Origin of the sequence: Simiduia agarivorans SA1 = DSM 21679 (assembly GCF_000305785.2) — a bacterium.
In the GTDB taxonomy this organism is placed as follows: Bacteria; Pseudomonadota; Gammaproteobacteria; order Pseudomonadales; family Cellvibrionaceae; genus Simiduia; species Simiduia agarivorans.
In genome coordinates, this window is sequence record NC_018868.3 from 201,939 (window position 1) to 228,126 (window position 26,188).

Consider the following 26,188-nt stretch of genomic DNA (forward strand, 5'->3'; position numbering starts at 1 on the left):
TCAATAACCTTCGAGTTCGGGCCAGCTGTCAGGTACTATAAACAACCGTTGCTGGCCGCTGGCGGTACTGTACTCATACAAGTGCGCGCGCGGGTGCGCGCGATGCCAATCGGCAATGCTTGATTTGTCTATGACGACTGGCGTTTCCGGTATCTTTCCCTTCGCATGCCCGGCGGCATCGAATTTCGTCTCCGGTGCGCCGGCTATCCAATAGAACTTAGGCAGCCAAAGCAGTTGCTCAGGCAGTTGTGCGGCCAATGCCGCCAGCTCTGACAGACGGCACCAGTGGCCCGTATGGGTGTGATGGTGCGGTTGTGCATTCAGGGCGGGAGTGAACAACCAGCCCTGCATCATGATGCGTGCATCCAGATTGTCTTGTGTGAGTGCCGGATACGGCGGGGTGATCAGATCCTGGTTCAGCAGTGCCCGCGTGTCTGCATGGGCAAGTAGCCGGGATTGAGCATGCCGCATGTGATCCAGCTTTCGGCCCAGTCGATCCTTGGCGTTCGGGCCGATCCAATCCATGGGATTGCTGGCAGAACCGGCCAACAGATAGAATTTTATGGCCACCTCCAGATGTGTATAGCGTTTGCTTGCGCTATCCCAGAGCAAAAAGTCCAGCGCGCCAAGGGTTTTGCCCTGGCGGTTCAATTGAAAGTCACAGGCGAGTAACGTGGTGGATTGATGGGATTCGATCAGCACCTGCCACAGCATTTCGTAGTAGTGTCCCAGTCGATGGCTGGTGCGCTGGCGCCAGATCGCCTCGACCCGCGCGATTAACGCTTCATCGGACGTCGGCGACGCACAGGGGCGTTGCCCAACCAGCGGTTCGCTGGTTCTGCACCAATGCAGATCGCGCATTATTTGTTCCGGGGCGAGGCGGGGTGCCATGGTGGGCCTTTTGGGTGCTCGGCGTTATACTGTGTTTCCAAGGTAGTCGAGTGTCAAGGTATGGCGGAATTTTCCACAATCGGACTCATCGGTCGTTTAGGCGGCGATAGGGCGGTATATACGTTAAAGCGCCTGATTAAATTTCTCGAGCGCGAAAACAAGCATGTGCTACTCGACGATAGCCTGAGCCGGGTCCTGCCCGATCACGCCTGTGAATCGGTGTCCCGCGAGCAGTTGGGCCAGCGTGCCGACCTGGTGATTGTGGTGGGCGGTGATGGCAGCTTGCTTGGCGCTGCGCGTTCGTTGGCGCGCTACAAGGTACCGGTTCTGGGTGTAAACCGCGGTCGTTTGGGGTTTCTCACCGACATCTCCCCCGACGATATCGACGAAAAAGTCTCTGAAGTGCTGGCCGGCAAGTTCATGATGGAGTCGCGTTTTTTGCTGGATATGGCGGTGACCCGCAACGGTAAACCGGTAGGTCAGGGCGACGCGTTGAATGACGTGGTGCTGCATCCCGGGCAGTTTATCCGCATGATCGAATTTGAGCTGTATATCGATGGTCAATTTGTGTACAGCCAGCGTTCCGATGGTCTGATTGTGTCCACGCCAACCGGCAGCACAGCCTATGCACTCAGCGGCGGGGGGCCCATCATGCACCCCCGGTTAGAAGCCATTGTTCTGGTGCCCATGAACCCCCACACATTATCCAGCAGGCCGATCGTGGTCGATGGCAATAGCGAAATTAAAATTTTGATTGGCGATCACAATACCACGTCACCGCATGTCACCTGTGACGGCCAAACGCATGTGGTTGCCGAACCGGGTGATGAAATTCATATCCACAAAAAACCACATCGGTTGCAATTGATTCATCCGCTCAACCACAACTTTTACGAAACCTGTAGAACTAAACTGGGATGGGGTAGCCACCTGGTGGATTAATGCGGTAATACCATGGCAGAGGTCTGTGTCCAGAGCCCGCAGGGCTACGATATTATCGGTGATGTGCACGGTTGCGCAGATGCGCTGGTGCGCCTGCTGGATAAGCTCGGCTATCACGAAATAAACGGCGTATTCTGTCATCCCCATCGTCAGGCTATTTTCGCGGGCGATATTCTCGATCGCGGTCCCGGTATTCGTGAGGCCTTGGCCATCGTAAAGCGTATGTGCGATGCAGGTTATGCGCGCATGATAATGGGTAATCATGAATTTGACGCGATCGGTTATCACACCAAGGCGCCGGCCGACTCCGGTCGTAATTATCTACGGGAACACACTGAACGACATACGCGCCTGATTGCAGAAACGCTGGCCCAATTCGAAGATCATCCGCAAGAATGGCAGGATTATCTGGCGTGGTTTAAATCCCTGCCGCTTTTTATCGAGCATCCGAATTTCCGTGTAGTGCACGCCTATTGGGATCAGCCCTTGATCGATGAAATGATCACGCGTTACGGCGGGCCCTGCATAAATGATGATTTTATTGCCGCTACGGCCGATCAGACCTCATTTGAATGGCGCTGTATTTCGCGCCTCACCCGGGGTGCGGATCTACCGCTGCCCGAGGGCCACGCTATGGTCAGCGCAGAAGGATTCGAGCGTCGCTCGTTTAGGGCCAGATTCTGGGGCAGGAAACCCAAAACCTATGGAGAGCTGGCGTTTCAACCCGATCCTTTGCCAGAGCACATCGCCAGTCAGCCTCTGGAGCCTAACGATGATTTTCAATTGGTCCGTTACGGGCGCAATGAACGCCCGCTGTTTGTTGGCCATTACTGGCTGTCTGGCAGGCCGGCACCGGTGACGGATAATCTGGCCTGCCTTGATTACAGCGCCGTTAAATACGGTCGTCTGGTGGCTTATTCCTTCGACAATGAAACCCAGCTGGATGCCAATAAATACACTTGGGTCCACGTGGACAATCCCTAGGTTTTATTGTGAATTGGTATCCCGCTAAGCGGTTTGCATTGCAGCAGGATCTGCGGCCTTATTTGCAGGCCTTTCAACGCCGTGGATTTCAGGTGCACGTCACCGAAGACGCCGGAGATCAGGTTTTGTGGTTAAACCAGCCCGTGACTGAAGATGAACTGAATGAGGTGTTGCGCACCGCTGAGCCACATTACACCCCACCTGAAACCGAACGCCGACGTGGTGTGTCGCCTCTGACTATTGCCAGGCTCTTGCGAGGTCAGCCGCTCACATTGTTACTCATTCTTTGCAGTGTTTTGGGTGCGCTTCCGACCGCGTGGGACGGAGGCTGGAGTCTGGTGCGGATTCTGAGTTTCACCGATATCGGAGCATCACAAGGCAGGTTGTATTTTTCCGATCTGACCAGTGTATTGCGCCAAGGCGAGTGGTGGCGGCTGCTTACGCCGATGTTTTTACATTTTGGTGTGTTGCATGTGCTGTTCAACAGCTTGTGGGTTTGGGAATTGGGTCGCCGTATAGAGCGAATGCAATCGTGGCGCCGGTTGCTGTTAGTGGTTACCGTCACCTCCCTGGGCGCTAATCTGCTGCAGTATGCGCTCTCCGGTCCTTCGCTTTTTGGTGGCATGTCGGGCGTGGTGTATGGGCTGGTGGGTTACATCGCACTTTGGCAACGGCTTGAAGGTCAACACAGCTTCAATGTCAGTCCGGCGCTTCTGGGATTTATGCTGTTGTTTCTGGTGCTTGGTTTTACCGGTACGGTGGATATTTTTATTGATGGCGCCGTAGCCAATGGCGCACATTTGGGCGGGCTCTTGTCCGGTGTGGGTTTGGCGGCGACTCTTCTCCTGATTAAACGAATAGTGCTAACGCGTAAAGGTAGCGAACGATGAATTATGAGCAATTGTTGGATTCACTGACGCCCGAGATTTACCAGAATCTCAAACGGGCGGTTGAGCTGGGCAAGTGGCCGGATGGCCGGGTGTTGAGTGCAGACCAAAAAGAGACGTGCATGCAGGCCATCATCGCGTACGAGCATAAACACCTGCCTCCCGAGCAACACACGGGCTACATCCCGCCAAAGAACCATGATCATTGTGGTGGCGAAGGTGATGTCGCTGAGCCCGAGGCCGAAAAACCGTTAACCTGGAAACATTGATGGAAGTAAAGCTGAAAGGCTGCATTGAAAAAATGCGGGCTGAATTATCGAGCGATGGCAAGGTCAGCTATTTTTTTCGTTTGTCCGCAGGCGAGTTACCGATGGCCGATCTGTTGGGTAAGTCAATACAGCTGGAATTCAGCGGGCAGATAGCCTGTATTCATTGCGGTGCCGGCACCAATAAGAGCTTCAGTCAGGGCTACTGCTTTACCTGTTTTAATCAATTGGCTCAATGCGACCGCTGTATAATGAGCCCCGAGTTGTGCCACTTTCATGCCGGTACCTGCAGGGAGCCGGATTGGGCCCAGACATTTTGTATGACCGATCATTTGGTTTATCTCGCAAACGCGTCCGGGGTGAAAGTGGGTATTACCCGGATCAATCAGATTCCCACCCGCTGGATTGATCAGGGGGCCATTGAGGCTGTGCCGCTGTACCGCGTGGCTACACGGCAACTCTCCGGCTTGGTTGAGGCCGCTGCCAAAACCCACGTGGCAGATAAAACCAACTGGCGGCTCATGTTGAAAAACGCCCAGCCGGACACCTGTTTAAAGACTGCGGCCGCAGACTTGCAGGCAAAGCTGATGCCGGCGGTGCAAACCTTACAAAGCCAGTATGGGTTGCAGGCGGTACAGGCCGTACGTAATCCAGACAGTGTTTCCCTGAGTTATCCGGTGTTGCAATACCCGGACAAAGTGTCGACCCTGAATCCGGAAAAAACACCGTTGGTGAGCGGCCGACTGGAGGGTATCAGGGGGCAGTACCTATTACTGGATTCAGGTGTTATCAATATCCGAAAATTTTCCGGCTACGAGCTGGCATTGAGTGTAGGGGCCTAAATGAGCGAGCCAAAAGTCATTTATCTGAAGGACTATCAACCACCTGCATTTGCCATTGAACAAACCCAGTTGAATTTTGACATCGGGCCTGACAGTGTCATCGTGTCGTCCCGGCTGCGGGTAGTGCCCTGTGGCTCAGACACTGATCTGGTTCTGCAGGGGGAAAATCTGACCACGCTGGCTGTCAGTCTGGATGGGGTGCCCGTGGACGCGGCACGCATGACCGAAACGGAGTCCACGCTGACTGTCAGAGGCATTGACTCCGCCTGCTGGCTTGAAACCCGGGTAGCAATAGACCCCTGGGGCAACAGCTCTTTGGAAGGACTGTACAAATCCCGAACCATGTTTTGTACGCAGTGTGAAGCTGAGGGATTCCGTAAAATCACCTGGTTTCTGGATCGGCCCGATGTGCTGAGCGTGTACACCACGCGGGTAGAAGCCGACAAGTCTGACTGTCCGATCTTATTATCCAATGGCAATTGCATTAACCGGGGGGATTTGTCCGATGGCAGGCACTTTGCCGAATGGCATGATCCTCATCCCAAACCCAGCTATTTGTTTGCCTTAGTGGCCGGCGATCTGGAATGCGTGACGGATGAATTTGTCACCGTTTCAGGCCGGCGTGTGGTCATAGAGGTCTATGTAGAGCCCAAAGACCTCGATAAGTGTGCACATGCCATAGCTTCGTTGAAACGCGCGATGCGATGGGATGAAGAAAAGTATGGGCGCGAATACGATCTGGATTGCTACATGATTGTGGCCGTCGATGATTTCAACATGGGGGCGATGGAAAACAAGGGACTCAATATTTTCAATACTTCCTGTGTCTTGGCGCATCCTGCGACCACCACTGATGCTGGTTTTCAGCGCGTAGAAGCAGTCGTTGCCCACGAGTATTTTCACAACTGGTCGGGCAATCGGGTGACGTGCCGGGATTGGTTTCAATTGAGTCTGAAAGAAGGCTTTACGGTGTACCGCGATGCCTGTTTTTCGGCGGATATGAATTCTGCCACGGTTAAACGCATCGAGGATGTCAATCTACTGCGCAGTGCCCAATTTGCGGAAGACGCCGGTCCGCTGGCGCATGCGGTGCGACCGGCATCGTTTATTGAAATCTCCAATTTTTATACGCTGACTATTTATGAGAAGGGCGCTGAAATCGTCCGCATGCTTGCAAATATGCTGGGCCCGGAAACGTTCAGGCAAGCCACCGATCGCTACTTCGAGCGATTTGATGGTCAGGCGGTTACCTGCGATGATTTTCTCTCGGTAATGGAGGAGGTCAGCGGCAGGGATTTGTCCCGCTTTGCTCGCTGGTATTCTCAGGCCGGTACGCCGGTGATTGACGTGCAGGATGAGTATAATGCCGAGTCGCAAATCTACCGGATGACGTTGCGCCAAAGCTGCCGACCAACCCCTGAAACACCCGATAAACAACCCTTTCATATACCGGTACGCATAGGGTTGCTGGGCGAGGCGGGTGCTCTGGCACTGTATTGTGACCAGTTGGCCACGCAGGAGTTGGCGGATAACACCGACGTTGTTCTGGAGCTCACTGATACTGAGCAGACCTTTGTGTTTACCCGGGTACCCGAGCGCCCGGTGCCGTCACTGTGCCGGAATTTTTCGGCGCCCGTGCATGTGCGTTATCCCTATGATGAGCCCGCATTGGTCCAGTTACTGGCCCGGGATGATGACCTGTTCAATCGTTGGCAGGCGTCGCAGGAAATTGCAATCCGCCACATTGCGGCTGAACTGGATGGCAATCCCCTGTCAATGGATCGCTGGACTGGCGCGCTGGAGCAATGTCTTGCAGATGCCGCTTTGGATAGTGCGGTGATGGCGGAGCTTCTGCATTTACCCACCATGAGTTATCTCATTGACCGGTTGGAAGGCCATGATGTTCTGGCATTGCATGCGGCGCGAAAGACGGTTGAGGAAAAGCTGGCCATCGCGTTAAAACCAAGACTGCATAAAGCGCTACAGGCCTACCATCCGCCCGCACAATATCAACCGGAAGCTGGCCAGATCGCGCGGCGTTCTCTGCGGAATGTGGCGGCCAGGCTTTGTGTGATTGCCGGGTGGGAGCAGGCGGCAGATTGGATCGAGGCCCAGGTGCGTGCGGCAACCAATATGACCGATCAACTGGCTGCTTTGCGTATGTCGTTACTATTGCCCGATGCCGATGTGTCTGCACGCTGTCTGGATTATTTCTTCCAGCAGTGGTCGCACGAAGCGCTTGTGGTTAATCAATGGTTGGCCGTTCAGGCGGCCGATGAGCGCGGCGATACTCTGGTCCGTCTCCAGCGCCTGACCGAAACCGCAGGGTTTCAATGGGGGAACCCCAACAAGGTCAGGGCGTTGGTGGGCACCTTTGCCGGTCAGAATTATCCCCAGTTTCACCGCAATGACGGCCAAGGCTACCAGTGGCTGGCCGACGTGGTGGGTAAACTGGATCAGTCCAATCCCCAGCTGGCATCGCGCCTGGTGACGCCTTTGACCCGGTGGAAGCAGTATGGCGCGCGCGGCACTGCAATGCGCAATGCCTTGCAGGGGTTGGCGGGACAGGATCTGAGTCGGGACCTGTACGAAGTGGTGCATAAAGCGCTCTAGGGTTTTAGTTGGTACCTTGGTGCATGGAGCGGCATTGGGGTCAGAGGCTGTGGTATATTGCTTAGTTATGGCAAGTTACGCGCAGACGGAACTGCTGATCTGAAGGATTTGATGTGAGGGGAGATAGAAAGTGGGCAAGAAATTCCTGCTTGTTATGCTTTTAGGGAGCCTGGCTTTGCCTGCTTTGGCCGGTAAGTTATATAAAATTGTGGATGAAAACGGCAATGTGACGTTTTCCCAGTTTCCGCCTAAAGAAAAAAGCGAGAACACCACGGTCGAAGGTGTGGAAGTCAATTCCGGTGGAAAAGCTGCGTTGAGAGAAGTGGGCAACCGGGTTTATTGTGGCGATATGGTCGTGTCTTACCGTTCCACTTCGAGCTCAGATCGCTATGCGGAGCGACGGGCGGAATCCTTAAGGGAAGATGTGCGCTACTGGCAGGAACGGCTCAACCGGTTGGAGCGCAATGCCAGCGAGCGGTCGAGAGATAAGCTCTCTTCCGGCGGAGGCTATGGTATTTCCAGAACTGCTGAGCGCAACAGCAATTATCAGGAACAAATGCAGGAAGACATAGAAGAGATGCGTGAGCTGCGCTGCGCGCTCGCGTGGGCGCAAGACAGCCAAAGCACCCAGGTTACCGCAGCCACCGAAGGCCGGTCTGAAACCAGTCGTCTGCAGGATGTGCGCGCGGGCTTGGAGCGGGACATGGAGCAGACCTGTGGCCGTGAACCCCTGCTGGATCCCACCGACTCAACCAACGCGCTCAAACGCCGGCAATGGCGTGCCTGCACGAAAAAATTCCGCAAAGGGCTTGATGACGTAGATAACGAATTGCGGTATCGATAAACGTCAGAATTTGCAGCTGTTGGGCAAGTAAGCCGGCTCAATATCAGTCAGGTTCTCCCCCGCAGCCCGCATGCCATCGGGAATGCGGCTCACGCCGCACACCCACGACACCGGGCTTTTGGGCGAGCCGGGCACGTAAACCGGTGTCAGCGATAACACTCTGCCGGTCAGGCCTTCGCCAATTTTATTGCCCAGTTCTATATGCAACGCGCCCTGACTTAAGGTGACTGCCACAACATAGTTGCCAATAATGCGCTCGGGGTCCGGCATATGCAGCGTGTTGTTATTCTCCGGCCACTCGCCACTCATACGATAGTAAGCCTCTACCTGAGATTTGAAATCTTCGGTCAGTGACAAACTCTCTTCTATTTGCACCCGGCTCAGCCGGCCTTTGGTGTTGGGAATGGCCATCATAACCAGGATGGCGATGATCGAGAGCACCACCATCATTTCGATGAGGGTGAATCCAGTGTGTTTGTTGGGTGGCAATTTCATGGCCACAGCATAGCGGGCGGGCTGAAAAAAAAACAGGGCTCCGAAGAGCCCGAAAACTAGCGTTACGCACACATAAGATACTTGTCCATTTTCGCGCGGATGGTTTTTTGTAAACTTCCGGCGTCAAAATGTGAGAGGTCTTTTAACAGGTCGGGGCGAACCCGATGCAAATGGAGAATGGGGGCGTGTTTGTTTAACTCCCGCAAATCATTGTTGGTAATGACCGGTAAAAAAGGTTCATTGGCCGGCATCTGTTCCGCAACCTTGCGTAAGCCCGAAGCCAGAGGGGCAAATTGCAGCTTGCCGGTGGTCGCCTGGCGCTTGGCCAGATAAAGACCGGTCTTGCCAATGGCTTCGCCCGGAACAATAAACAGGCCGGTTTTTACCACGGCATCTGCACTCACAGCCTGGTAGGTGTCGTGGTGGTTGTTGGGGTTCGGCAATACCAGCAGTTTGCTGTTGTCGGCAGTGACAGGCCAAATGTTGTAATTTGCATATACTTGTTCAACAGAGCCTGAAAACACGCACAGTGAGGCTTCAAAGCGCTTCAGAAAATTGACCGCTTGCTCCTTATAGACAATTCCGGCCAGGTTCCATATGAGTTGTTGAGACATAGCAAATTCCTCTTTGATGTTGCCAGTATCGGGCATTTGTACAAGGATGTGCATGACAGGTAACGCCGCGTTTATGATGAAACCGGCCATTTGGATGACTATTAACGATGACGGAGTCACGTAATTGATTGCACGCGAGCTGTTGGCGAGCACTGATATCGCCCAACCCGGGGCCGAGCGGGTGGCCGTTGACGAGCTGTTCTCAGTGCTGGGGACACGGGGCTGGGGCGACTACTTCAGCCATCTGCAGGCTGCACAATTGGGGATTGCGGGTTACTGGTTTCTTGCCAATGCCAGCCTGGAGCCCTGTCTGGTGCAGCAGGCCGCGGTATTGCGCCACTGGATTGATGGATTGAGGGTGACCGGAGGAGGGACCCGCCACCTATTGATTGAGCATCCACAGATAGAGCTGGCAGCTTTTGCCGCCGCACTGCTGTGGCGTTTGCATAATCAGGCCGCCAGCCGGCGCATTCCTATTGATCGCGTGCTGGTGCCAGAGCTGCCGGCGGGTATCAGGGCGTATTTGGAGGGCCAGTGTCTGAACCTGGTCGAAGATCCGGCAGCCACCGGCGTTACGCTCGATATTGGCGAGGATGCCTGGCAGGCGCCTTTTGTCACTCACAACCGGAAATTGCTGCCGCTGTTATCCGAGAGCCTGGTTTTTTTGCAGGGCGATGAGGATGACAGTGTGGCGGGCAAAGTCTATCGGCAGCTGGAGTCCATGGTTTCGTTGGCAGAGGTGAATCAGGCCCAACTAGCACAATCCCTGGCCATGAGCGATCGCACCCTGTCACGCCAGCTGGCCGACGAGGGCACAAATTTCAGGGAACTACTGACGCGTCAGCGCAATGCGCGTGCGGTGGCGGGGCTTTGTCAGGGCGATGCCATCGATGTCTTGAGTGCGGCACTGGGCTTTTCTGAACGGGCAGCGTTTGAGCGTGCCTTCAAGGGCTGGCAAGGGGTGACGCCGGCCAAATTCCAGGCGCAGTACCGTAGATTATCCCGGGACGTGGATATTGAACGTCTGATTTCGCCGGAGCAGTTGCCGGCATTGCCCGCAATTGCATCCGAACTACTGGCGATGGCTCAGGATGATCAGGCCAGCCTCGAGGACATGGCAGCCTTGGTGGAGCGGGACCCTGTACTCACCGCCAAATTGTTGAATATCGCCTGTAGCGCCTACTACGGGTTGCCGCCCGGGACCCGGATTCGCGATGCGGTTATCCGCGTTTTTGGTGTGGATCGGCTGCGCTATCTGGCACTCTCGGTGCTGGCAGCGTCGGGCTTTTCCACCAGCCATTGTCCGGCTTTTTCTATGGCGCAGTTCTGGGTCGTGTCTTTGTCGGTCGCGCAACTCGCCTGTGAGTGTGTTCGGTTACAAGGTCAGCCTCAGGAACAACAGGCGGATATCTATCTCGCCGGCTTGCTGCACGCCATTGGCCGCTTGGTCTTGGTGCAATGCTTTCCGGTTAAAATGCAGCAACTGCTGGCACAGCTCAATCAGGCGCCTGCGCCGCAGGAAATGCTGGCGATGGAAAAACTCCGCTTGGGTGTCGATGCCAGTGAGGCAGGTGCGTTATTGGTCGCCAAATGGCAGCTGCCGCGCGCGGTCAGCGTATTTATGCGGCAATTGGCGAGCGAAAAAAACAATATGAGTGCTCAGGCGGGGCTTATTCTGGTATTGCATGAATATGTACTGGCCTGCTTAGCCGAAGACCAGGAGCGCACTCAGGTTGCCAGCAGTCAATTGATCCAATTGCTAGGCATTGATGCTGGAAAAATCGAACGCATGCTGGAGGCATTCAATCAAAAGCTGCCCGGGTTGAACGCTGCGGCCAATGCGATCTGAAGCACGGAATTGGTTGAAAGACCAAATTTCTGTACACTGCCCGCTTTCCTGAGGGGCAGGCCTGTGGCAATTGAGTGGTTTTATCTGTTATTGCTGATCACCGGGTTTATTGCAGGCATTATTAATACGCTTGCCGGCGGAGGCAGTAACCTCACGGTGCCAGCGCTGATGGTGTTAGGCATGCCCGCGGATGTCGCCAATGCCACCAACCGGGTAGGCGTGTTCTTTCAGTCGCTGTCTGCCAGCGCAGGCTTTGCCAAACGCGGTAAGCTACCGCGCCAATCTATAATCCCCGTGTTATTGCCCACCTTGTGCGGTGGATTGGTCGGTGCCGGCATAGCAGCGATTGCGCCTGTCAGTATTCTCAAACCTTTGCTGCTGGGTACCATGATTACGATGGCGGTGGTCATGTTGGTCAGCCCCGGATTGGTGGCGCCTGAGCCACATGAGCAACCGCGACGGGTGACCGAGTCACCGCTGGCATTGTTTGGTCTGTTTGCTGCCGGTGTATACGGTGGCTTTGTTCAGGCCGGAGTGGGATTTGTATTGTTGGCCGCGATTGCAGGAGGTCTGCGCTATGACCTGGTGCGAGCCAATGCCTTGAAAGTATTGTGTGCGCTGGGATTCACCGGGGTCGCGTTGGTGGTGTTTATTGCCGATGGGCTGGTGCAGTGGTTGCCGGGTTTGGCATTGGCCGCGAGTGCTTCATTGGGTGCTGCCGTCGCTGTCAAATGGAGCCTGAACGTATCGCAGCGGACGCTGAAGTGGTTTCTACTGGTTATGACACTGGCCGCCAGTGCGGCGGCCATGCTCAGCTAGAGTGTATTATCTGCCACCTGTCAGCTGACGTCGCTCAAAGCATACGGCGGAGAATGTCTTTTTCGCCACCTTCCAATTTGTGATAAATCACCGCCGTCAGGTGCGCGACAACAAGTGCCAGCAATACCCAGGGCGCATATTCGTGGATCTCGTGGAAAAGGTCGGCCAGCCCCTCGTGTTTGCCAAAAACCAACGGCACGGCGAAGTCGCCGAGCTTGATCGGGTAGCCGTTAAAATTACTCATGCCCCAGCCACTCAGCGGCACCAATACCAACCCCAGGTACAGAAGGTGCTTGGTGCTTTTTGTCAGCTTGCGCTCGGTGTTGCTGAACGCGGCGGGTAACTCGGGTGCCTTGACGAAGGCCAGCATCGCCACACGGATAAATGCCAGGCAAAGAAAGATAAAGCCGGTGGCTTTGTGCCAGCCGAACAAAGTGCCCCGCAAGGGGTCTTCGCGCGGAATATCGCCCATGGTATAGCCGATTGCAATCAGGCCAAAAAACATCAGGGCCATCAGCCAGTGCAGAATGCGCGTACTCAAGTGATAGCGATTGTTCATAGTCTCTCTCTGGAATTATTAGAAGCGTAAACGCGGCCAATGTAACCACTGCCGCGCGGGCCTGCAAGTCATTACGGGCTGTGCACATTCCCGCCCGGTGGCAGTCAATGCGGGTAGCAGTCAGGTACAGGTTCGTCTGTGCCAGCCGCCAGTGGCTGAGTTTCAATCAATTGGCGAATTGTCGAGACCACCGCAACCAGGTTCCGGCTCTCAATGTCTTTAGCGGCATCGCCTGCGCGCCAGACCTGTGCCTGAAACGCTTGTAATGTCTGCAGGCAGGATTGCGACTGGTATTGTTGCAGGACGGCGGTTGCATCGGCATATCCCGCGGCGCGCACCAACGCATTCAGATGATTCAGGCAGCTTGCCAGATCGGATGGGCTGTCGACCCGACCTGCCCGGTTCATCAGCGCCGACCAATCGCGGGTGTTACTCGGGATCGCAGGCGATTCAGCGAGCCCGGTGCTGGGCTTGCGACGCCAAAACAGCCAAAGGCTCAGCAGGTTGGTTAACAAAAGCAATGCGGTGAGCCAGGGCCAGAACCCCGCGTGGACTGATGCGGAGCTTGTATCAATAGCGGGTGTGCCCACCGCAGCAGGCGCTGAGTTTGCAGGGGCGGGCAGTGCGGATTGTGGCAAGCTGCCTTCTACGCTGATGGTTCTTGCAGGCAGGGTGGCGGTGCGCGGTTGTTGTGTATTGGTATCCCACCATTGCAAGGTGACGGCAGGCAATTGCATTTGCCCGGGGGCGGTGGGTACCAATGCGACGGTTTCAGTGATCACCGCGTTGACCCCATTCAGATTTTTTTGCTCGCTCTTGTCCGGTGCTTCGCGGTATTGCTTAATCTGGCTCACTTCGGGCAGTGCGAGTACGGGCAGCTGGTCGGCGGTAACGCCCTCTGCGCGCAGAGTGATTCTTCGTGTGATGGGTTCGCCGACCTGCCAGGTCAGGCTGTCATTCAGGTTATCTTCCAATTGGACATTGCTGGCGGGCAGCCAGTGTTTGCCTTGAAACTGGCTGGCCTGGGGTTTGACTTCGAGCGTCAGGGGCTGGCTTCTGATGCGTTTGATCTGGCCTCGGTTGAAACCGCCCCAGTTATTGCCTCCGCTGGTCACCGTAAAGGTTTGAATGGGGATTTCCAGCTCGCCCGATTGCTGCGGGAACAGTGCATAGCGCAGTTCACTGACCGAATAGACCTTGTCGTCAACGCGTTTCTGAAACTGGCTTTGGTTGAGTGGAATCACCAGAGCACCGGGTACGTTCAGCTCCGGCGCGTCTTCGATCCGCAGCGCAACGGCGGTGTACAAGGTGAGCGTGGCCAGCACCTGTTGTTGCACATAAGGTGTTTTCAGGTCGGCAGTGAGTTCCAGAAAGATATCGGGTTTGATCCCGCCGAGTGCGCTGTTGGTGTCGTGGACCTGAATTTCAATGGCGTCACTGAATTGATTACCATACTGGAAGGAGGGGATGAGCAGTTTGCCCGCGTTTTTGGGGGCGAGTATCAGTTGCCACTCGGTGAACGCCTCCACCTGACCATTGAAATTCCGGTACTGACTGCTTTGGTTGCGACTCAGGACATCAAATTGGTTTTCCAAAAGACTGAAATCCGGTGTCTGGTTCGCTTGCGGGGAAACCCTGACCAGTAAACGCAAGGTTTCATCGAGATTCAGTTCGCGCCGATCCACGGTCGCGCTGATGGTGTCGGCCAATGTTACTGCGCTGCACAGCAGCAGTGCTAAAGCCGCCAGCCAGCGTAATCGGTATTTACCAACGTTCATGGGCATTGTTCTCGGGCGCTGTCCATTCATCATTGCGAATTGCCTGTTTTCTCTGGCGATATTGGTACTCGAACTTTCGTTTCAACAGATTGGAGGGGTCGTCCTCAATTCGGTTCAACCACTGTTCTGCGGCCTGGCGTTGCTCGTCATTCAGGTCTGAGAACGCATCAATGGCCGCTGACGACTGATCGCCGTCGGCTTGTTGAGGTTCATCGGGCGCGGATTGCGGAACAGGATTTTCCGCCGAGGGCCTGGGCTGTTGCTCTGGCAAAGCGTCCTGTCTGCGGCGATCGGATTCATTGCCCCGGCGGGCATCGAGTTCACCCTGGTCCTGCTCACCCTGGCTGTCACCGGCTTGATCATTAGCGGGATCAGAATCGGTTGGTGGTATTGAATCCGCTTCCTGGCTTTTCGGTTTTTGCTGCTGTCCAGCCGTGTTGTCGCCCTGTTCCTGCGACGGCTGACCATCGCCTTGTTGACCGGCGTCGGATTGGTTCTGTTGCTGGCCGGCTTGTGGCTGGTTCTGATCCTCGCTGTGATCCTGATCCTGATCCTGATTTTGATTTTGATTCTGCGATTCCTGCTGTTGCTCAAGCGCCTGTTGCACCACCTGTTTGTTGTGAAGCGCGTCTGCCATATCCGGATTGATTGCAAGCGCCTGATCGTAACTGTTCAGTGCGGCTTGCAGGTTGCCGGCCTGTGCTTGCGTATTACCCAGGTTGTACCAGTCACTGGCAGAACCCGGTTCTACTTCACTCAGTGCGGATTGTGCCGCCGGGAAATTGCCGGCCTTATATTGCGCATAGGCTTTCCAGCGCGGATCAGTAAACGCGTCGGCCGCCGCTGCCGGATCGTCGTTTTCGAGCGCCTGAGCACCGCGCTGATTGTTGTTTAGCCAAAGCGACGGCCATAGCGCAGAGGGCTGGTTGGCGCCGGCCGGGTCCTGCGCAGACGCGTTCGGACTGACCACGGCAGAGACCATTATCCCGCACAGCATCAGACTCAGTAGTGCTTTCTGCCGGAATGCCATAAACGCCAGTGGCAGGGCAATCCATACCAGCCAGTGACCGCGGTCGATCCACTGATCAAACTCCCGCTCCACCTGGCGCCCGTCGGCCTTGGGAGTCTGATGCTTGCGTTGCAGAAAAATCAGGTCGCTGTCATCCAGCGTAATGTCGCGGTATTCGCCACCGGTCGCGCTGGCGAGTTCCCGCAGTAATGCGCGATCGTTGCGCGCGATCACCACTTCGCCGTCGGGCGTTTTGGCAAAGCCTTGTTGGCCTAAGGGAATCGGGGCGCCGGACTCATTGCCCAGACCAATAATAAACAGGGGATAGCCCGCTTTCAGCAAGGCACTTTTGGCGGCGTTCAGGCTATCGGGTGTTATGCCGTCCGTCAGTAGCACTACTTGCCCGTTCTTGATCCGGCTGCTGGTCAGGGTGTCATTGGCGAGTGCCAGTGCCATTTCAATATTACTGCCGGTCAAAGGCATGATGCGTGGACTGAGTGACGGAACCAGTGATATTAAGGTGCGTGCATCATCGGTGAGGGGGGTTACCAGGTGCGCTTCTCCCGCATAAACCACCAGCGCTTTCAGGCCTTCCGTGTCTGCCTTCAATGCGTCGGATAATTTCTGGCGGGCCCGAACCAGCCGGCTTGGTTTCACATCTTCGGCCAGCATCGAGGGCGATAAATCCAGTATGTAAACGGTGGCCGCCTCACTTTTCATCACCGGCAGGGGTTTGCGCTCCCAGCTGGGGCCGGCCGCTGCAATCACCAGCAGTACCATAACTGACGCCAGTAAGGGCGCCTGCAGCTGCGAGCTGCGGGTGTTTGATGGCATTGCCAGAAAAGGCAGCAGCGACGGGTCGATATAGCGATGCCAGTGACCGCGGCGCTTCCGGGTCCGGACAAACAACCACAGCACCAGCGGGATCACGAGCAGCGCAAGTAACCACAAGGGGCGGGCGAAGTGCAGGGCGTCGGGCATTGTCATACCTGCGCCTCCCGCCATTGTGTAAACCATTGGCCCAACAGCTTCAGGATCATCAGGCACAGCGCCAGGCCGATTGGCCAATGGGTTAACGTCCGGGTGGGCCTGAAGACTTCCTTGTCGTGTTCATTCGGTTCGAGTGTATCGAGCAGTGTATAAATGGTATCCAGTTCCTGCGGGTTGCGTGCACGGAAATAACGGCCACCGGTTTTTTCGGCAATGTCCTGCAGGCTCTTTTCATCCAGATCCTGCGAGGGATTGATCACCCGAGAGCCAAACTGCGAACCGAACAGGCCGGGTTGGATTATCTGTTCTGCGCCCAGACCGATGGTGTAGATTTTCAAACCCGCCTGCTGCGCCAGCGTGGCCGCCTGCGCCGGTGTTATCGCGCCGGCGGTATTTGCGCCATCGGTCAGCAGAATCAACACCCTGGATTCGGCCGGCCGTTCGCGCAAGCGCTTTATCGCCAGGCCAATGGCATCGCCAATGGCGGTTTTTTCCCCGGCAAAGCCAAGTTGCGCTTCTCGCAGAAGCTGGCCAACGGTCGCGCGGTCGAAGGTCAGTGGCGCCTGTAAATACGCGTGGGTACCAAACAGAATGAGGCCCAACCGATCGCCGGCCCGGCGCTCGACAAAGTCGCTGACCACGGCTTTGACCACCTGCAGGCGATTGGCCTGCTGATCGTTAAACACCATATCCGGGGTTTCCATCGAGCCGGATATGTCTACCGCGAGCATCAGATCGCGACCGCTGGCAGGCAGTTCAATCGCCTCACCCTGCCAGCGGGGTACGGCGGCCGCGGTCAATAGCAGCGCCCACAACAGCAGGCTGAATAGCCAGGGCAGGAGCCGGGTGGCGTGTTTGTCTGCCTGGCTCACCGGCTGGGTATACCAATCGGATGGAATGACAATGGCCGCTTGTTGTTGGCTTGAGCTACGTGCCAGCAGCCAGATCAACGGCAGGGGCAGGAGCCAGAAAACCATTGGCCAGTCAAAACTAAACACCGGTGAACTCCCGCGAGTGAGCTGTACGGGCAAAACGCATCAATGACGCTTCGATATCCTTGAGCGCTGCAGCGTCGAGGAGTGGCTTCGTCTGATAGGCCTGTTCAGTTAAAAATAGGCCCACCGATTGCTCCAGAGGCTGGGGGCTGTGCTGTTGCAGGAAGGCGAGCCAGGGTTTGCCCTGCAGTCCGGGTGCGGCACCCTGACTCAGGGCCCAGCGTTTCAGTAAGCGGTTGCAGGCCTGCGCAGTAGCGTGAGCGTCGAGTTGCTGTTCAAACAGCGCCTCGAGCTGATGTCTGAGCCAGCGATTGGGTGCCTGCCTCCGTTGACGGCGACGCCACGCGCGCCAGCCCAGAAAAAGACCCGACAACAGCAACGCCAGCAGTATCCACCAACCGGGTGCCAGTGGCCAAAGTCCCACGTCAGGCGGCAGATGCATAGGCTTGAGGGGCAGGGGCGTTGCACTCATCGATGGGTCCGGCTGCCAAAATGTTGTTGAACGAAGGGGGCCAGCGGAGTCGCCGTGTCCAGTAAATAATACCGGATGCCCAATCGAGCACAGCAGGCTTCCACAGCTTGTTGTCTCGCTAACCAATGTCGGTTAAAGGTTTTGGCCAAAGCGGGATTCAGCGCAATGGCTTCACCGCCGGCGCTGACAGACAGCTCGCCATCGCCGGGCCAGTGACGCTCCAGTGGGTCGTGTATCTGAAACACCAGGGTGTCGTTGTGGCGCTGGATCAATGCCAGCGACTTTTCACAGTCCGCATCCCAGTCATGAAAATCGCTGATCAACACCAGGGTGGCGCCCGGTTTGGCTGCACGCCGTGCATCAGACAGCCAGCTGGCGAGACTCGACTCTTGGTCACTGGCGGTGGGCGAGTGCAACTGATGGTTGCATTGGTGCAGCCGATGAATGAGGGCCAGCGCCGCGTGTTGGGAGCCTTGTGCCCGGTCGTCCTGGACGCCGCTTGCGTGTGCGATCAGGCCGCCAACCTTGTCGCCGCTGGCGCTTACAGACCAACTGAGTAATGCGCCCAACTGGGCCGCGTAGACCGATTTAAAGCAGCGTCGGGAACCAAAAAACATCGCTGCCCGCTGATCAATCATAAAAAACACCGGGCGCTGGCGCTCTTCCACAAATAATTTGGTGTGTGGTTTCTGTGTGCGCGCGGTCACCCGCCAGTCGATACTGCGGACATCATCGCCGGGTTGATAGGGCCTGACCTCGGCAAATTCCATGCCCCGACCCCGCAACCGGCTGGCGTGGCCACCCGCCAGGGCTGAACGCGGTTGGCGCCGGTGGAACAGCGACAAACCCTTGGCGGCTTGGCGGGTGGCCAGCAACAGAGGCAACTCGGTGTAGGCGCCTTTCGGCTCTAACGTATCCATAGTGAACTCAGGCCGCAGTCACAACCCCAAGCAGCTTTTCAATGACCTGATCAGCATTGATGCCTTCGGCCTCCGCTTCAAACGTGAGGATAATACGGTGTCGCAAAACATCGGTTGCCAGCGCCTGGACGTCATCGGGGGTGACAAAGTCCCGACCTTGCATCCAGGCCCGGGCTCTGGCCACGCGCTCAAGCGCAAGTGTACCCCTTGGACTGGCGCCATATTCCAACCACTGGGCCAATTGACTGTCGTATTTTGCGGGTTGGCGGGTGGCGTCGATCAGGTGCACGATGTAGTCCTCAATGGCCTCGGCCATGTGGATTTCCATCAGTTCGCGGCGCGCCTGCAACAGCGAGGTCTCAGAAATTTTGACCGGCGGCTGTGCGATCTGTGCCAGGTTTTCATTGCGCACCAACCGCAGGATCTGGCGCTCGGCCTCGGGACTCGGATAGGCCACCTTGACGTGCATGAGGAATCGATCGAGTTGGGCTTCGGGCAGCGGGTAGGTCCCTTCCTGTTCAATCGGGTTCTGGGTTGCCATGACCAGGAACAGTCCCGGCAAAGGATAAGTCTGCCGGCCCACAGTGATTTGCCGTTCCGCCATGGCTTCAAGCAGCGCTGACTGCACTTTGGCGGGCGCACGGTTGATTTCGTCTGCCAGCACCAGGTTGTGGAAGATAGGACCTTGCTGGAATTCGAAGGTTCCGGTCTGGGCCCGGTAGATATCGGTACCTGTGACATCGGACGGCAGCAAGTCGGGCGTGAATTGGATGCGGTGAAAACTGCCTTCGATGCCATCGCTCAGAAGCTTAATGGCTTTGGTTTTGGCCAATCCGGGCGCACCTTCCACCAACAAATGACCATCGGCCAGCAGTGCAATAAATAGCCGGTCTACCAAGGCCTCTTGGCCAACAATTTGATCGTTCAGCCAATTTCTTAAATTCAGTACATGCGCTTGTGTGGTCATGGGTCCTTCGTTCGTTATAGCTGTCAAAATGGCCCATCGGTCACGTTGGGTCCCTCAAAGCTAATGTTGGGTCTTCAAAGCCGGTTACAAGGTCTTGAATTCTCTTAAGTGGTCTATGCTTTGTAAAGCGCGAATCTGGGGTTGATTTGTGGTTAATTTCCACCTCCGTAGGCGCCAGGGACCTGCAGTTCAGAACAAGCAGGGCAGGTCAACTGCCAAAATCAGGTGCAACTACGGGGTGATGGACACCCTCTGGAGTCGATTCGTGGATACAAGTTTGGTGGCAACCGACAGCAAGCAAGCCTTTATGGAGCAATTGCTTGGATTGATCAAGCAGCGCTACAGCGCCGAGGAAGCTGAGCCCCTGGCTGCCTTTGCAACCGATTATTACGACTTATTCCCCATTGATGAGCTTGAAGGCCGCAAAATCAGCGATATCTGCGGGTGCCTGTACGGTTGGTGGAGCATGATCGCTGATCGGCCGGACGACGGCAAAGCCAAGGTCCGTGTGTTTAACCCCAATCTTGATGAGGACGATTGGCTGTGCCCGCACACGGTGGTGGCGGTGTTGCAAAAGGATATGCCGTTCCTGGTGGATTCCTTGCGCATGGAGCTGAACCGTCGCGGCATTACTGTGCACGGGGTGTATTCCAGTATTCACCTGATCGGGCGCGACAAAAAAATGCAGCGGGTGGCCACCTTGCCGCGCGCGGCAAAGGCGCCCAACACCAAGGGTGTGGAGTACCACAAAGAGGCGTTGGTTTACTTTGAGGTCAATCTGCACACCGACCCCAAGGAAATGGCCGAAATTGCCGGTAGCTTGTCCGATGTGCTGGAAGATGTATCTGTCGTGGTGGCCGATTACAAACCCATGCTTGCCGCGGTTGCCAATGTGGTGGCAGAGCTGGAGAAAGTGCCCGACAGCGAGCACGTGGTGGACCTGGAGGAAAGCCGCGAATTTGTGCGCTGGCTGGGTGAAGGCCATTTCACCTTTATGGCCTATTCGGAATACGAATTTTTTGACCAGGACGGTAACCGGGCGTTGCGTGAAGTCACCGACAAGCGTTTGGGGCTGTTCCGCCATCACGCCAAAGATACCGGTCCGGTCTCGATTGACGACTTCAACCCCGGTATGGCCCGCTTCCACCTCACACCCAAGGTGTTGGCGTTTTCCAAGTCATCGGTGCGCTCGCGTGTGCACCGTCATGCCTACTCCGACTATGTGGTGGTCAAGCGTTATCAAAAAGGCAAAGTGGTGGGCGAGTGCCGTTTTATGGGCTTGTATACCTCGCCGGTGTATACCTTGAGCCCCACCCGTATTCCGCTGATCCGCAAAAAAGTCGAGCAGGTCGTGAGTCGTGCCAACCTCGACCCACAAAGCCACGACTGTAAAGCGTTGAAGCAGGTGCTGGAAACCTTTCCGCGCGATGAATTATTCCAAAGCAGTGGGTCCGAGTTGTTTGAAACCGCTGTCGGCGTGGTGCGGATCAATGAGCGCTATCGCGTGCGGCTGTTCATGCGCCGCGATCCCTATGGCAAGTTTGTCAATGCACTGGTGTATGTCCCGCGCGATATTTTTTCTACGGCCATTCGCGTGCGCATTCAGGACCTGATCAGCAAAGCCATCAACGCCAAAGAGTGTGAATTCACCACCTATTTCAGCGAGTCGATTCTGGCGCGGGCGCACCTGGTTTTCCGGGTCGATCCAAATAAGCCCATTGAGTACGACGTTAAAAAGCTGCAGGATAAAATTGTCGACATCACCCGCACCTGGGAAGACCACCTGCATTCCGCACTGGTCGAGAATCATGGCGAGGAAAAAGGTGCAAGCCTGTTCAAGGCCTATCAGCATGCGTTTTCGAGTGCTTATAAAGAGCACTTTGATGCGCGCGCCGCGGTGTTTGATATCGAAACCATGCGCAAAATCGACAGCCCCGAGTCGCTGGGGATGAGTTTCTATCAGCCTGTGGGTTCCGAGAAGCACGAGTTCCGGTTCAAAGTCTTTCAGCGCAACAAGACGTTGGAGCTGTCCGAGGTTATTCCGGTGTTGGAGCGCATGGGTATGCGTGTCATCGGCGAGCATCCCTATCTGATAGATTTGGGAGAAGAACGCTATTGGATGCACGATTTCGAACTGGTCTATGATTTGCCGGCAGATGTCGACATCCAAAGCGCACGTTTCTTGTTTCAGGAAGCGTTTGCAGCGGTATGGTCCGAAAAAACAGAGAGCGACAGCTTTAACCAGCTGGTGTTGGGTGCGTCCCTCAATTGGCGCGAAGTGCTGGTGCTGCGGATTTATGCGCGTTACATGAAACAGACCGCATTCAATTTCAGCCAGAGCTACATTGCCAACACGCTGGCCAATCACATGGGGATAACCCGCAATCTGGTGGCTTTATTCAAAGCCCGGTTTGATCCGTCTGAAACTGAATCGCTTTCGGCGTCGAAAAAACGCTGTGCGGAATTGCAGGCCAATATTCTCGATGCGCTGGATCAGGTGGATAACCTGAACGAAGACCGCATTATTCGCCGCTATCTGGATATGATCAACGGTAGCTTGCGGACCAATTTCTTCCAGGTCAGTCAGGACGGTGGATTCAAGGATTATGTGTCCATTAAGTTTGCGCCGCGCACCATTGCCGAGATTCCCGAACCGCGGCCAATGTATGAAATCTTCGTCTACTCGCCGCGTATAGAAGGCGTACATTTGCGAGGGGGGGCGGTCGCCCGCGGTGGCCTGCGTTGGTCCGATCGCTTACAGGATTACCGCACCGAGGTGCTTGGGCTGGTCAAGGCACAACAGGTAAAAAATGCGGTCATCGTGCCGAATGGTGCAAAAGGCGGTTTTGTTTCCAAACAGAAACCCAAAGGCGGTGACCGCGAAGCGATTCAGCGTGAAGGTATTGAGTGTTACAAAATTTTCATCCGTGGTTTGCTGGATGTCACCGATAACCTGATTGACGGCGAATTGGTGCCGCCCAAGGCTGTGGTGCGTCACGATGGTGACGATCCCTACCTGGTGGTGGCGGCCGATAAAGGCACGGCGACCTTTTCCGACATTGCCAACAGTATTTCTGCCGAATACGGCCATTGGTTGGGCGATGCTTTTGCGTCTGGCGGCAGCCAGGGATACGACCACAAGGGCATGGGCATTACTGCCCGCGGCGCCTGGGTGGGTGTGAAACGCCATTTTATGGAGAAGGGGATCAATACCCAGACGACGGATTTCACCGTGATCGGTATTGGCGACATGGCCGGCGATGTGTTTGGTAATGGCATGCTGATGTCTGAACACATTTGTCTGACGGCCGCCTTTAACCACCTGCACATCTTCATTGATCCTACGCCGGATTCGGCCAAGTCGTTCAAGGAGCGTAAGCGTTTATTTGAACTGCCGCGCTCTAGTTGGACTGACTACGATCGCAAACTGATTTCTGCTGGCGGTGGTATTTTTGAGCGATCGGCCAAATCGATATCGATTACCCCAGAGATGAAAAAGGCGTTCTCGATCAAGGAAGACAAGCTTACCCCCACCGAATTGATTTCTGCGTTGCTGAGGGCACCCGTGGACCTGATCTGGAACGGAGGCATTGGTACTTATGTCAAATCCGGTACTGAGTCACACGCCCAAGTGGGCGACAAGGCCAATGACGGCTTGCGTGTGAACGGTGGTGAGTTGCGCTGCAAAGTGTTTGGTGAGGGCGGCAATCTGGGCATGACACAGTTGGGCCGGATTGAATTCTGTCTCAATGGCGGGGCCTGTAATACCGACTTTATAGATAACTCGGCCGGCGTGGATTGTTCCGACCATGAGGTTAACGTCAAGATTCTGCTCAACGAAGTGGTGTCTGCCGGCAATCTCACGGAAAAACAGCGTAATGCCTTGTTGGAACAAATGACCGACAACGTAGCCGACCTGGTGTTGTACAACAATTATCGCCAGACTCAGGCAATCAGTATTGCCCAGTTCCAATCGCGCCAGCGCGTGGGTGAATACCGTCGCTTTATCAATGCACTGGAAGCCAATGGCCGCCTGAACCGCGCGCTGGAGTTTTTGCCGCCGGATGATGTGTTGGTAGAGCGCCAGTCACAGGGTAAATCCCTGACCCGGCCTGAATTGTCGGTATTGGTGTCCTACGCCAAGGTTCAGCTTAAAGAGGAGCTGGCGGTACCCGAAATTACCGAAGATGTATTCATCGCCCGTTTGGTGGAAACCGCGTTTCCGCTGGCCGTGCGCGAACGCTACAGCGAGCAGATGTACAACCACCGTCTGCGGGCAGAGATTATTGCGACCCAATTGGCCAACGACATGGTCAATATCATGGGCATTAATTTCTGTCAGCGGCAAATGGAGTCCACCGGTGCCAAGCCTGCGGAAGTGGCGCGCGCTTATGTGGCCGCTCGCGAAGTGTATGCATTGGATGATTTCTGGCGCGACATTGAAGCACTCGATTTCAAGGTTGATGCTCAGATTCAGCTGGAGGTGATGAGCCGCATGATGCGCCGTATCCGGCGCGCTACCCGCTGGTTCCTGCGCAATCGTCGGGCCACGCTGGATGTCACGACCGAGGTCAAAGCGTTCGGTGAACCGCTCACCAAACTGCGCAAAGCGTTACCCGGCATAGTCCGGGGTGAGCCGAAAAAGCAGTGGCAGCGCGAGTCCAAGCGCCTGAAGGCGGCCGGCGTTCCCGAAGATGTGGCAGCCCGCGCGTCCATTCCCATTAACGTGGCGCCCGGTCTGAGCATGGTGGAAGCCGCAGTGCAATCCGGCACCGATATTCTGCGGGTGGCCGAAATTCATATGGCGGTCAGTGATTATCTGGGACTGGATTGGTTCGCCGACCAGATTTCCGACGTCAAAGTGGAAAACTACTGGCAGTCCATGGCCCGGGAGGCATTCCTGGATGATCTGGACTCTCAACTACGCACGATTACGGTTTCGCTTATCAAGGGCAGCGATGCCAAGCAGGCAATTGATACGACTATTGAGACCTGGGCAGAAAAGCATAAGGTATTAGTGGATCGCTGGCGCACCATGATTGCCGACCTCAAGGGCAATACGGGAACCGATTACGCGATTTTCTCCGTAGCCCTGCGCGAACTGCTGGACCTGGCGCAAGCGAGTCACTTTTCCAACTGATGGCGTCGGTGGTCGTCGATCTTCAGATCGGCCCTGAGGCACTGAAAACACTCTACCGGGGCGGTGCCCCGGTGGTTGTGGCGCGTGCTCTGGACGGCCGCCGAATCCGTTTTCCCGCCAGCCACTTGCGCCCCTATATATCGGCGCACGGGGTGGCGGGGCGTTTTTGTCTCGAATTCGACCACAATTTCCGTTTGACCCGGTTCTATCCGGTGGATCCCCAGTCGCACCCCTGAACAGATTCCAGTATCCTTGCGCGGTCCAACGAGGAGATATTCATGTACGCTCTGGCCCGTAAAGTACTTTTTGCTATCAACCCTGAATCATCCCACCATCTGGCACTAGACATGCTTGGTGCGCTTGAGCGCATGCAGCTGCTGGGCGTATTTGCGCCGGCTGTGGCCGCCAGGCCAACCGAGGTGATGGGCCTCCAGTTTCCGAATGCCGTGGGTATGGCCGCGGGCCTGGATAAAAATGGCGACTACTTCAACGCGCTCGGCAAGCTGGGATTCGGCCATGTGGAAATCGGTACAGTCACCCCACGGCCACAGCCTGGCAACCCGAAACCCCGCCTGTTTCGTTTGCCCGACCAGCAAGCCATCATCAATCGTATGGGCTTTAACAACAAAGGTGTGGACCACCTGGTCAGCCAGGTAAAGCGTCGCCGCTTTGACGGCATACTGGGAATCAATATCGGCAAAAACGCTGACACGCCCGTAGAATCCGCGGTAAACGATTACATTATCGGCATGGAAAAAGTGTATCCCTATGCCGATTACATCACGGTGAATATCTCCTCCCCGAACACGCCCGGCCTGCGCAATCTTCAGTACGGTGAAACGCTCACCGCATTGTTGAGTGAGTTGAAAGAACAGCAGGCCATGCATGCGCAGACGGTGGGTAAATACGTGCCGGTGGCCGTTAAAATTGCGCCGGATATGACCGCAGAAGAAGTGGGACAGGTGGCGGAGACCCTGTTGGCGGTAGAGGTGGATGGCGTGATTGCCACTAACACCACCATAGGCCGCGAAGGCGTGCAGGGGGCGTTGCATGCAGAAGAGGCTGGTGGGCTGAGTGGTGCCCCCGTGCGAGAGAAATCCACTACCGTGGTGCGGTTGCTCAGTGCGGCATTGGACCAGCAGATTCCGATTATCGGCGTTGGCGGTATTTGCTCGGGTGAAGATGCGGCGGAGAAGATTGCCGCAGGCGCGGCCTTGGTCCAGATTTACAGCGGGTTTATTTATCGGGGACCCGAGCTGATCGCCGAAGCGGCGGATGCCATTGCATCGCTCTGATCGCTCCGTCGATACCG

General features: G+C 55.9%; 22 protein-coding genes. 12 read left to right on the plus strand and 10 right to left on the minus strand.

The window, feature by feature from the left end; genetic code table 11:
- Positions 1-861: a DUF1853 family protein gene (locus M5M_RS19225; RefSeq protein WP_015045594.1), complete on the minus strand. Its 861-nt coding sequence runs from the start codon at positions 859-861 to the stop codon at positions 1-3.
- Positions 862-951: 90 nt separating this feature from the next.
- Here M5M_RS19225 and M5M_RS00955 point away from each other — a divergent pair, with 90 nt between their 5' ends.
- The 7 genes from M5M_RS00955 to M5M_RS00985 all read left to right on the plus strand — a co-directional run bounded on the left by M5M_RS00955 (position 952) and on the right by M5M_RS00985 (position 8,269).
- Positions 952-1,833: an NAD(+) kinase gene (locus M5M_RS00955; RefSeq protein ID WP_015045595.1), complete on the plus strand. Its 882-nt coding sequence runs from the start codon at positions 952-954 to the stop codon at positions 1,831-1,833.
- A 12-nt stretch (positions 1,834-1,845) separates the two neighbouring features.
- A complete protein-coding gene (locus M5M_RS00960) occupies positions 1,846-2,817 on the plus strand; it encodes a metallophosphoesterase (protein WP_016389141.1) in 972 nt (323 codons plus the stop codon).
- A gap of 8 nt (positions 2,818-2,825) precedes the next feature.
- On the plus strand, positions 2,826-3,707 hold the full coding sequence (locus M5M_RS00965) for a rhomboid family intramembrane serine protease (protein WP_016389142.1): 882 nt from the start codon (positions 2,826-2,828) through the stop codon (positions 3,705-3,707).
- Positions 3,704-3,973: a YeaC family protein gene (locus tag M5M_RS00970; RefSeq protein WP_015045599.1), complete on the plus strand. Its 270-nt coding sequence runs from the start codon at positions 3,704-3,706 to the stop codon at positions 3,971-3,973. Before M5M_RS00965 ends, M5M_RS00970 begins: the two co-directional genes overlap by 4 nt.
- Complete coding sequence (locus tag M5M_RS00975) at positions 3,973-4,812, plus strand: DUF2797 domain-containing protein (RefSeq protein WP_015045600.1); 840 nt, start codon at positions 3,973-3,975, stop codon at positions 4,810-4,812. The genes M5M_RS00970 and M5M_RS00975 overlap by 1 nt, the downstream gene beginning before the upstream one ends.
- The gene (gene pepN, locus M5M_RS00980) at positions 4,813-7,425 is read left to right on the plus strand and encodes an aminopeptidase N (protein WP_015045601.1); all 2,613 of its coding nucleotides are present in this window, start codon (positions 4,813-4,815) and stop codon (positions 7,423-7,425) included.
- 175 nt (positions 7,426-7,600) lie between these two features.
- Positions 7,601-8,269, plus strand: a complete 669-nt coding sequence (locus M5M_RS00985) for a DUF4124 domain-containing protein (protein ID WP_162141165.1) — start codon at positions 7,601-7,603, stop codon at positions 8,267-8,269.
- A gap of 3 nt (positions 8,270-8,272) precedes the next feature.
- Here the strand turns inward: M5M_RS00985 and M5M_RS00990 are convergent, their stop codons facing one another.
- A complete protein-coding gene (locus M5M_RS00990; protein ID WP_029879781.1) occupies positions 8,273-8,764 on the minus strand; it encodes a pilin in 492 nt (163 codons plus the stop codon).
- Positions 8,765-8,826: 62 nt separating this feature from the next.
- Positions 8,827-9,378, minus strand: a complete 552-nt coding sequence (locus M5M_RS00995) for a hypothetical protein (protein ID WP_016389144.1) — start codon at positions 9,376-9,378, stop codon at positions 8,827-8,829.
- Positions 9,379-9,502: 124 nt separating this feature from the next.
- Here M5M_RS00995 and M5M_RS01000 point away from each other — a divergent pair, with 124 nt between their 5' ends.
- Together M5M_RS01000 and M5M_RS01005 are read left to right on the plus strand one after the other, a co-directional pair.
- Positions 9,503-11,227, plus strand: a complete 1,725-nt coding sequence (locus M5M_RS01000) for an HDOD domain-containing protein (RefSeq protein ID WP_015045605.1) — start codon at positions 9,503-9,505, stop codon at positions 11,225-11,227.
- A gap of 63 nt (positions 11,228-11,290) precedes the next feature.
- Positions 11,291-12,046, plus strand: a complete 756-nt coding sequence (locus tag M5M_RS01005) for a sulfite exporter TauE/SafE family protein (RefSeq protein ID WP_015045606.1) — start codon at positions 11,291-11,293, stop codon at positions 12,044-12,046.
- 34 nt (positions 12,047-12,080) lie between these two features.
- Here the strand turns inward: M5M_RS01005 and M5M_RS01010 are convergent, their stop codons facing one another.
- The 7 genes from M5M_RS01010 to M5M_RS01040 all read right to left on the minus strand — a co-directional run bounded on the left by M5M_RS01010 (position 12,081) and on the right by M5M_RS01040 (position 19,736).
- Entirely contained in the window at positions 12,081-12,605 is a 525-nt protein-coding gene (locus M5M_RS01010) for a cytochrome b (RefSeq protein ID WP_015045607.1), read from the minus strand.
- A gap of 104 nt (positions 12,606-12,709) precedes the next feature.
- On the minus strand, positions 12,710-14,383 hold the full coding sequence (locus M5M_RS01015; RefSeq protein WP_015045608.1) for a BatD family protein: 1,674 nt from the start codon (positions 14,381-14,383) through the stop codon (positions 12,710-12,712).
- Positions 14,370-16,379, minus strand: a complete 2,010-nt coding sequence (locus M5M_RS01020; RefSeq protein WP_015045609.1) for a vWA domain-containing protein — start codon at positions 16,377-16,379, stop codon at positions 14,370-14,372. Before M5M_RS01020 ends, M5M_RS01015 begins: the two co-directional genes overlap by 14 nt.
- The gene (locus M5M_RS01025; RefSeq protein ID WP_015045610.1) at positions 16,376-17,380 is read right to left on the minus strand and encodes a vWA domain-containing protein; all 1,005 of its coding nucleotides are present in this window, start codon (positions 17,378-17,380) and stop codon (positions 16,376-16,378) included. Before M5M_RS01025 ends, M5M_RS01020 begins: the two co-directional genes overlap by 4 nt.
- A complete protein-coding gene (locus M5M_RS19230) occupies positions 17,373-17,849 on the minus strand; it encodes a DUF4381 domain-containing protein (protein ID WP_015045611.1) in 477 nt (158 codons plus the stop codon). The genes M5M_RS01025 and M5M_RS19230 overlap by 8 nt, the downstream gene beginning before the upstream one ends.
- Positions 17,846-18,769, minus strand: a complete 924-nt coding sequence (locus M5M_RS01035) for a DUF58 domain-containing protein (protein WP_015045612.1) — start codon at positions 18,767-18,769, stop codon at positions 17,846-17,848. The genes M5M_RS19230 and M5M_RS01035 overlap by 4 nt, the downstream gene beginning before the upstream one ends.
- A 7-nt stretch (positions 18,770-18,776) precedes the next feature.
- Entirely contained in the window at positions 18,777-19,736 is a 960-nt protein-coding gene (locus M5M_RS01040) for an AAA family ATPase (RefSeq protein WP_015045613.1), read from the minus strand.
- Positions 19,737-20,001: 265 nt separating this feature from the next.
- Here M5M_RS01040 and M5M_RS01045 point away from each other — a divergent pair, with 265 nt between their 5' ends.
- The 3 genes from M5M_RS01045 to M5M_RS01055 are packed head-to-tail and all read left to right on the plus strand — an operon-like array spanning position 20,002 to position 26,171.
- Entirely contained in the window at positions 20,002-24,876 is a 4,875-nt protein-coding gene (locus tag M5M_RS01045) for an NAD-glutamate dehydrogenase (protein WP_016389145.1), read from the plus strand.
- Entirely contained in the window at positions 24,876-25,112 is a 237-nt protein-coding gene (locus M5M_RS01050) for a DUF2835 domain-containing protein (protein ID WP_015045614.1), read from the plus strand. Before M5M_RS01045 ends, M5M_RS01050 begins: the two co-directional genes overlap by 1 nt.
- A 42-nt stretch (positions 25,113-25,154) precedes the next feature.
- The gene (locus M5M_RS01055; RefSeq protein WP_015045615.1) at positions 25,155-26,171 is read left to right on the plus strand and encodes a quinone-dependent dihydroorotate dehydrogenase; all 1,017 of its coding nucleotides are present in this window, start codon (positions 25,155-25,157) and stop codon (positions 26,169-26,171) included.
- Positions 26,172-26,188 lie beyond the last annotated feature (17 nt).

Coding starts and splice junctions, on each gene's coding strand:
- M5M_RS19225 (WP_015045594.1), bottom strand. CDS start 861: ATGCGCGATCTGCATTGGTGCAGAACCAGCGAACCGCTGGTTGGGCAA.
- M5M_RS01050 (WP_015045614.1), top strand. CDS start 24,876: ATGGCGTCGGTGGTCGTCGATCTTCAGATCGGCCCTGAGGCACTGAAA.
- M5M_RS01015 (WP_015045608.1), bottom strand. CDS start 14,383: ATGAACGTTGGTAAATACCGATTACGCTGGCTGGCGGCTTTAGCACTG.
- M5M_RS01035 (WP_015045612.1), bottom strand. CDS start 18,769: ATGGATACGTTAGAGCCGAAAGGCGCCTACACCGAGTTGCCTCTGTTG.
- pepN (WP_015045601.1), top strand. CDS start 4,813: ATGAGCGAGCCAAAAGTCATTTATCTGAAGGACTATCAACCACCTGCA.
- M5M_RS00975 (WP_015045600.1), top strand. CDS start 3,973: ATGGAAGTAAAGCTGAAAGGCTGCATTGAAAAAATGCGGGCTGAATTA.
- M5M_RS00990 (WP_029879781.1), bottom strand. CDS start 8,764: ATGAAATTGCCACCCAACAAACACACTGGATTCACCCTCATCGAAATG.
- M5M_RS00960 (WP_016389141.1), top strand. CDS start 1,846: ATGGCAGAGGTCTGTGTCCAGAGCCCGCAGGGCTACGATATTATCGGT.
- M5M_RS01010 (WP_015045607.1), bottom strand. CDS start 12,605: ATGAACAATCGCTATCACTTGAGTACGCGCATTCTGCACTGGCTGATG.
- M5M_RS00955 (WP_015045595.1), top strand. CDS start 952: ATGGCGGAATTTTCCACAATCGGACTCATCGGTCGTTTAGGCGGCGAT.
- M5M_RS00995 (WP_016389144.1), bottom strand. CDS start 9,378: ATGTCTCAACAACTCATATGGAACCTGGCCGGAATTGTCTATAAGGAG.
- M5M_RS01040 (WP_015045613.1), bottom strand. CDS start 19,736: ATGACCACACAAGCGCATGTACTGAATTTAAGAAATTGGCTGAACGAT.
- M5M_RS19230 (WP_015045611.1), bottom strand. CDS start 17,849: ATGAGTGCAACGCCCCTGCCCCTCAAGCCTATGCATCTGCCGCCTGAC.
- M5M_RS00970 (WP_015045599.1), top strand. CDS start 3,704: ATGAATTATGAGCAATTGTTGGATTCACTGACGCCCGAGATTTACCAG.
- M5M_RS01055 (WP_015045615.1), top strand. CDS start 25,155: ATGTACGCTCTGGCCCGTAAAGTACTTTTTGCTATCAACCCTGAATCA.
- M5M_RS01020 (WP_015045609.1), bottom strand. CDS start 16,379: ATGACAATGCCCGACGCCCTGCACTTCGCCCGCCCCTTGTGGTTACTT.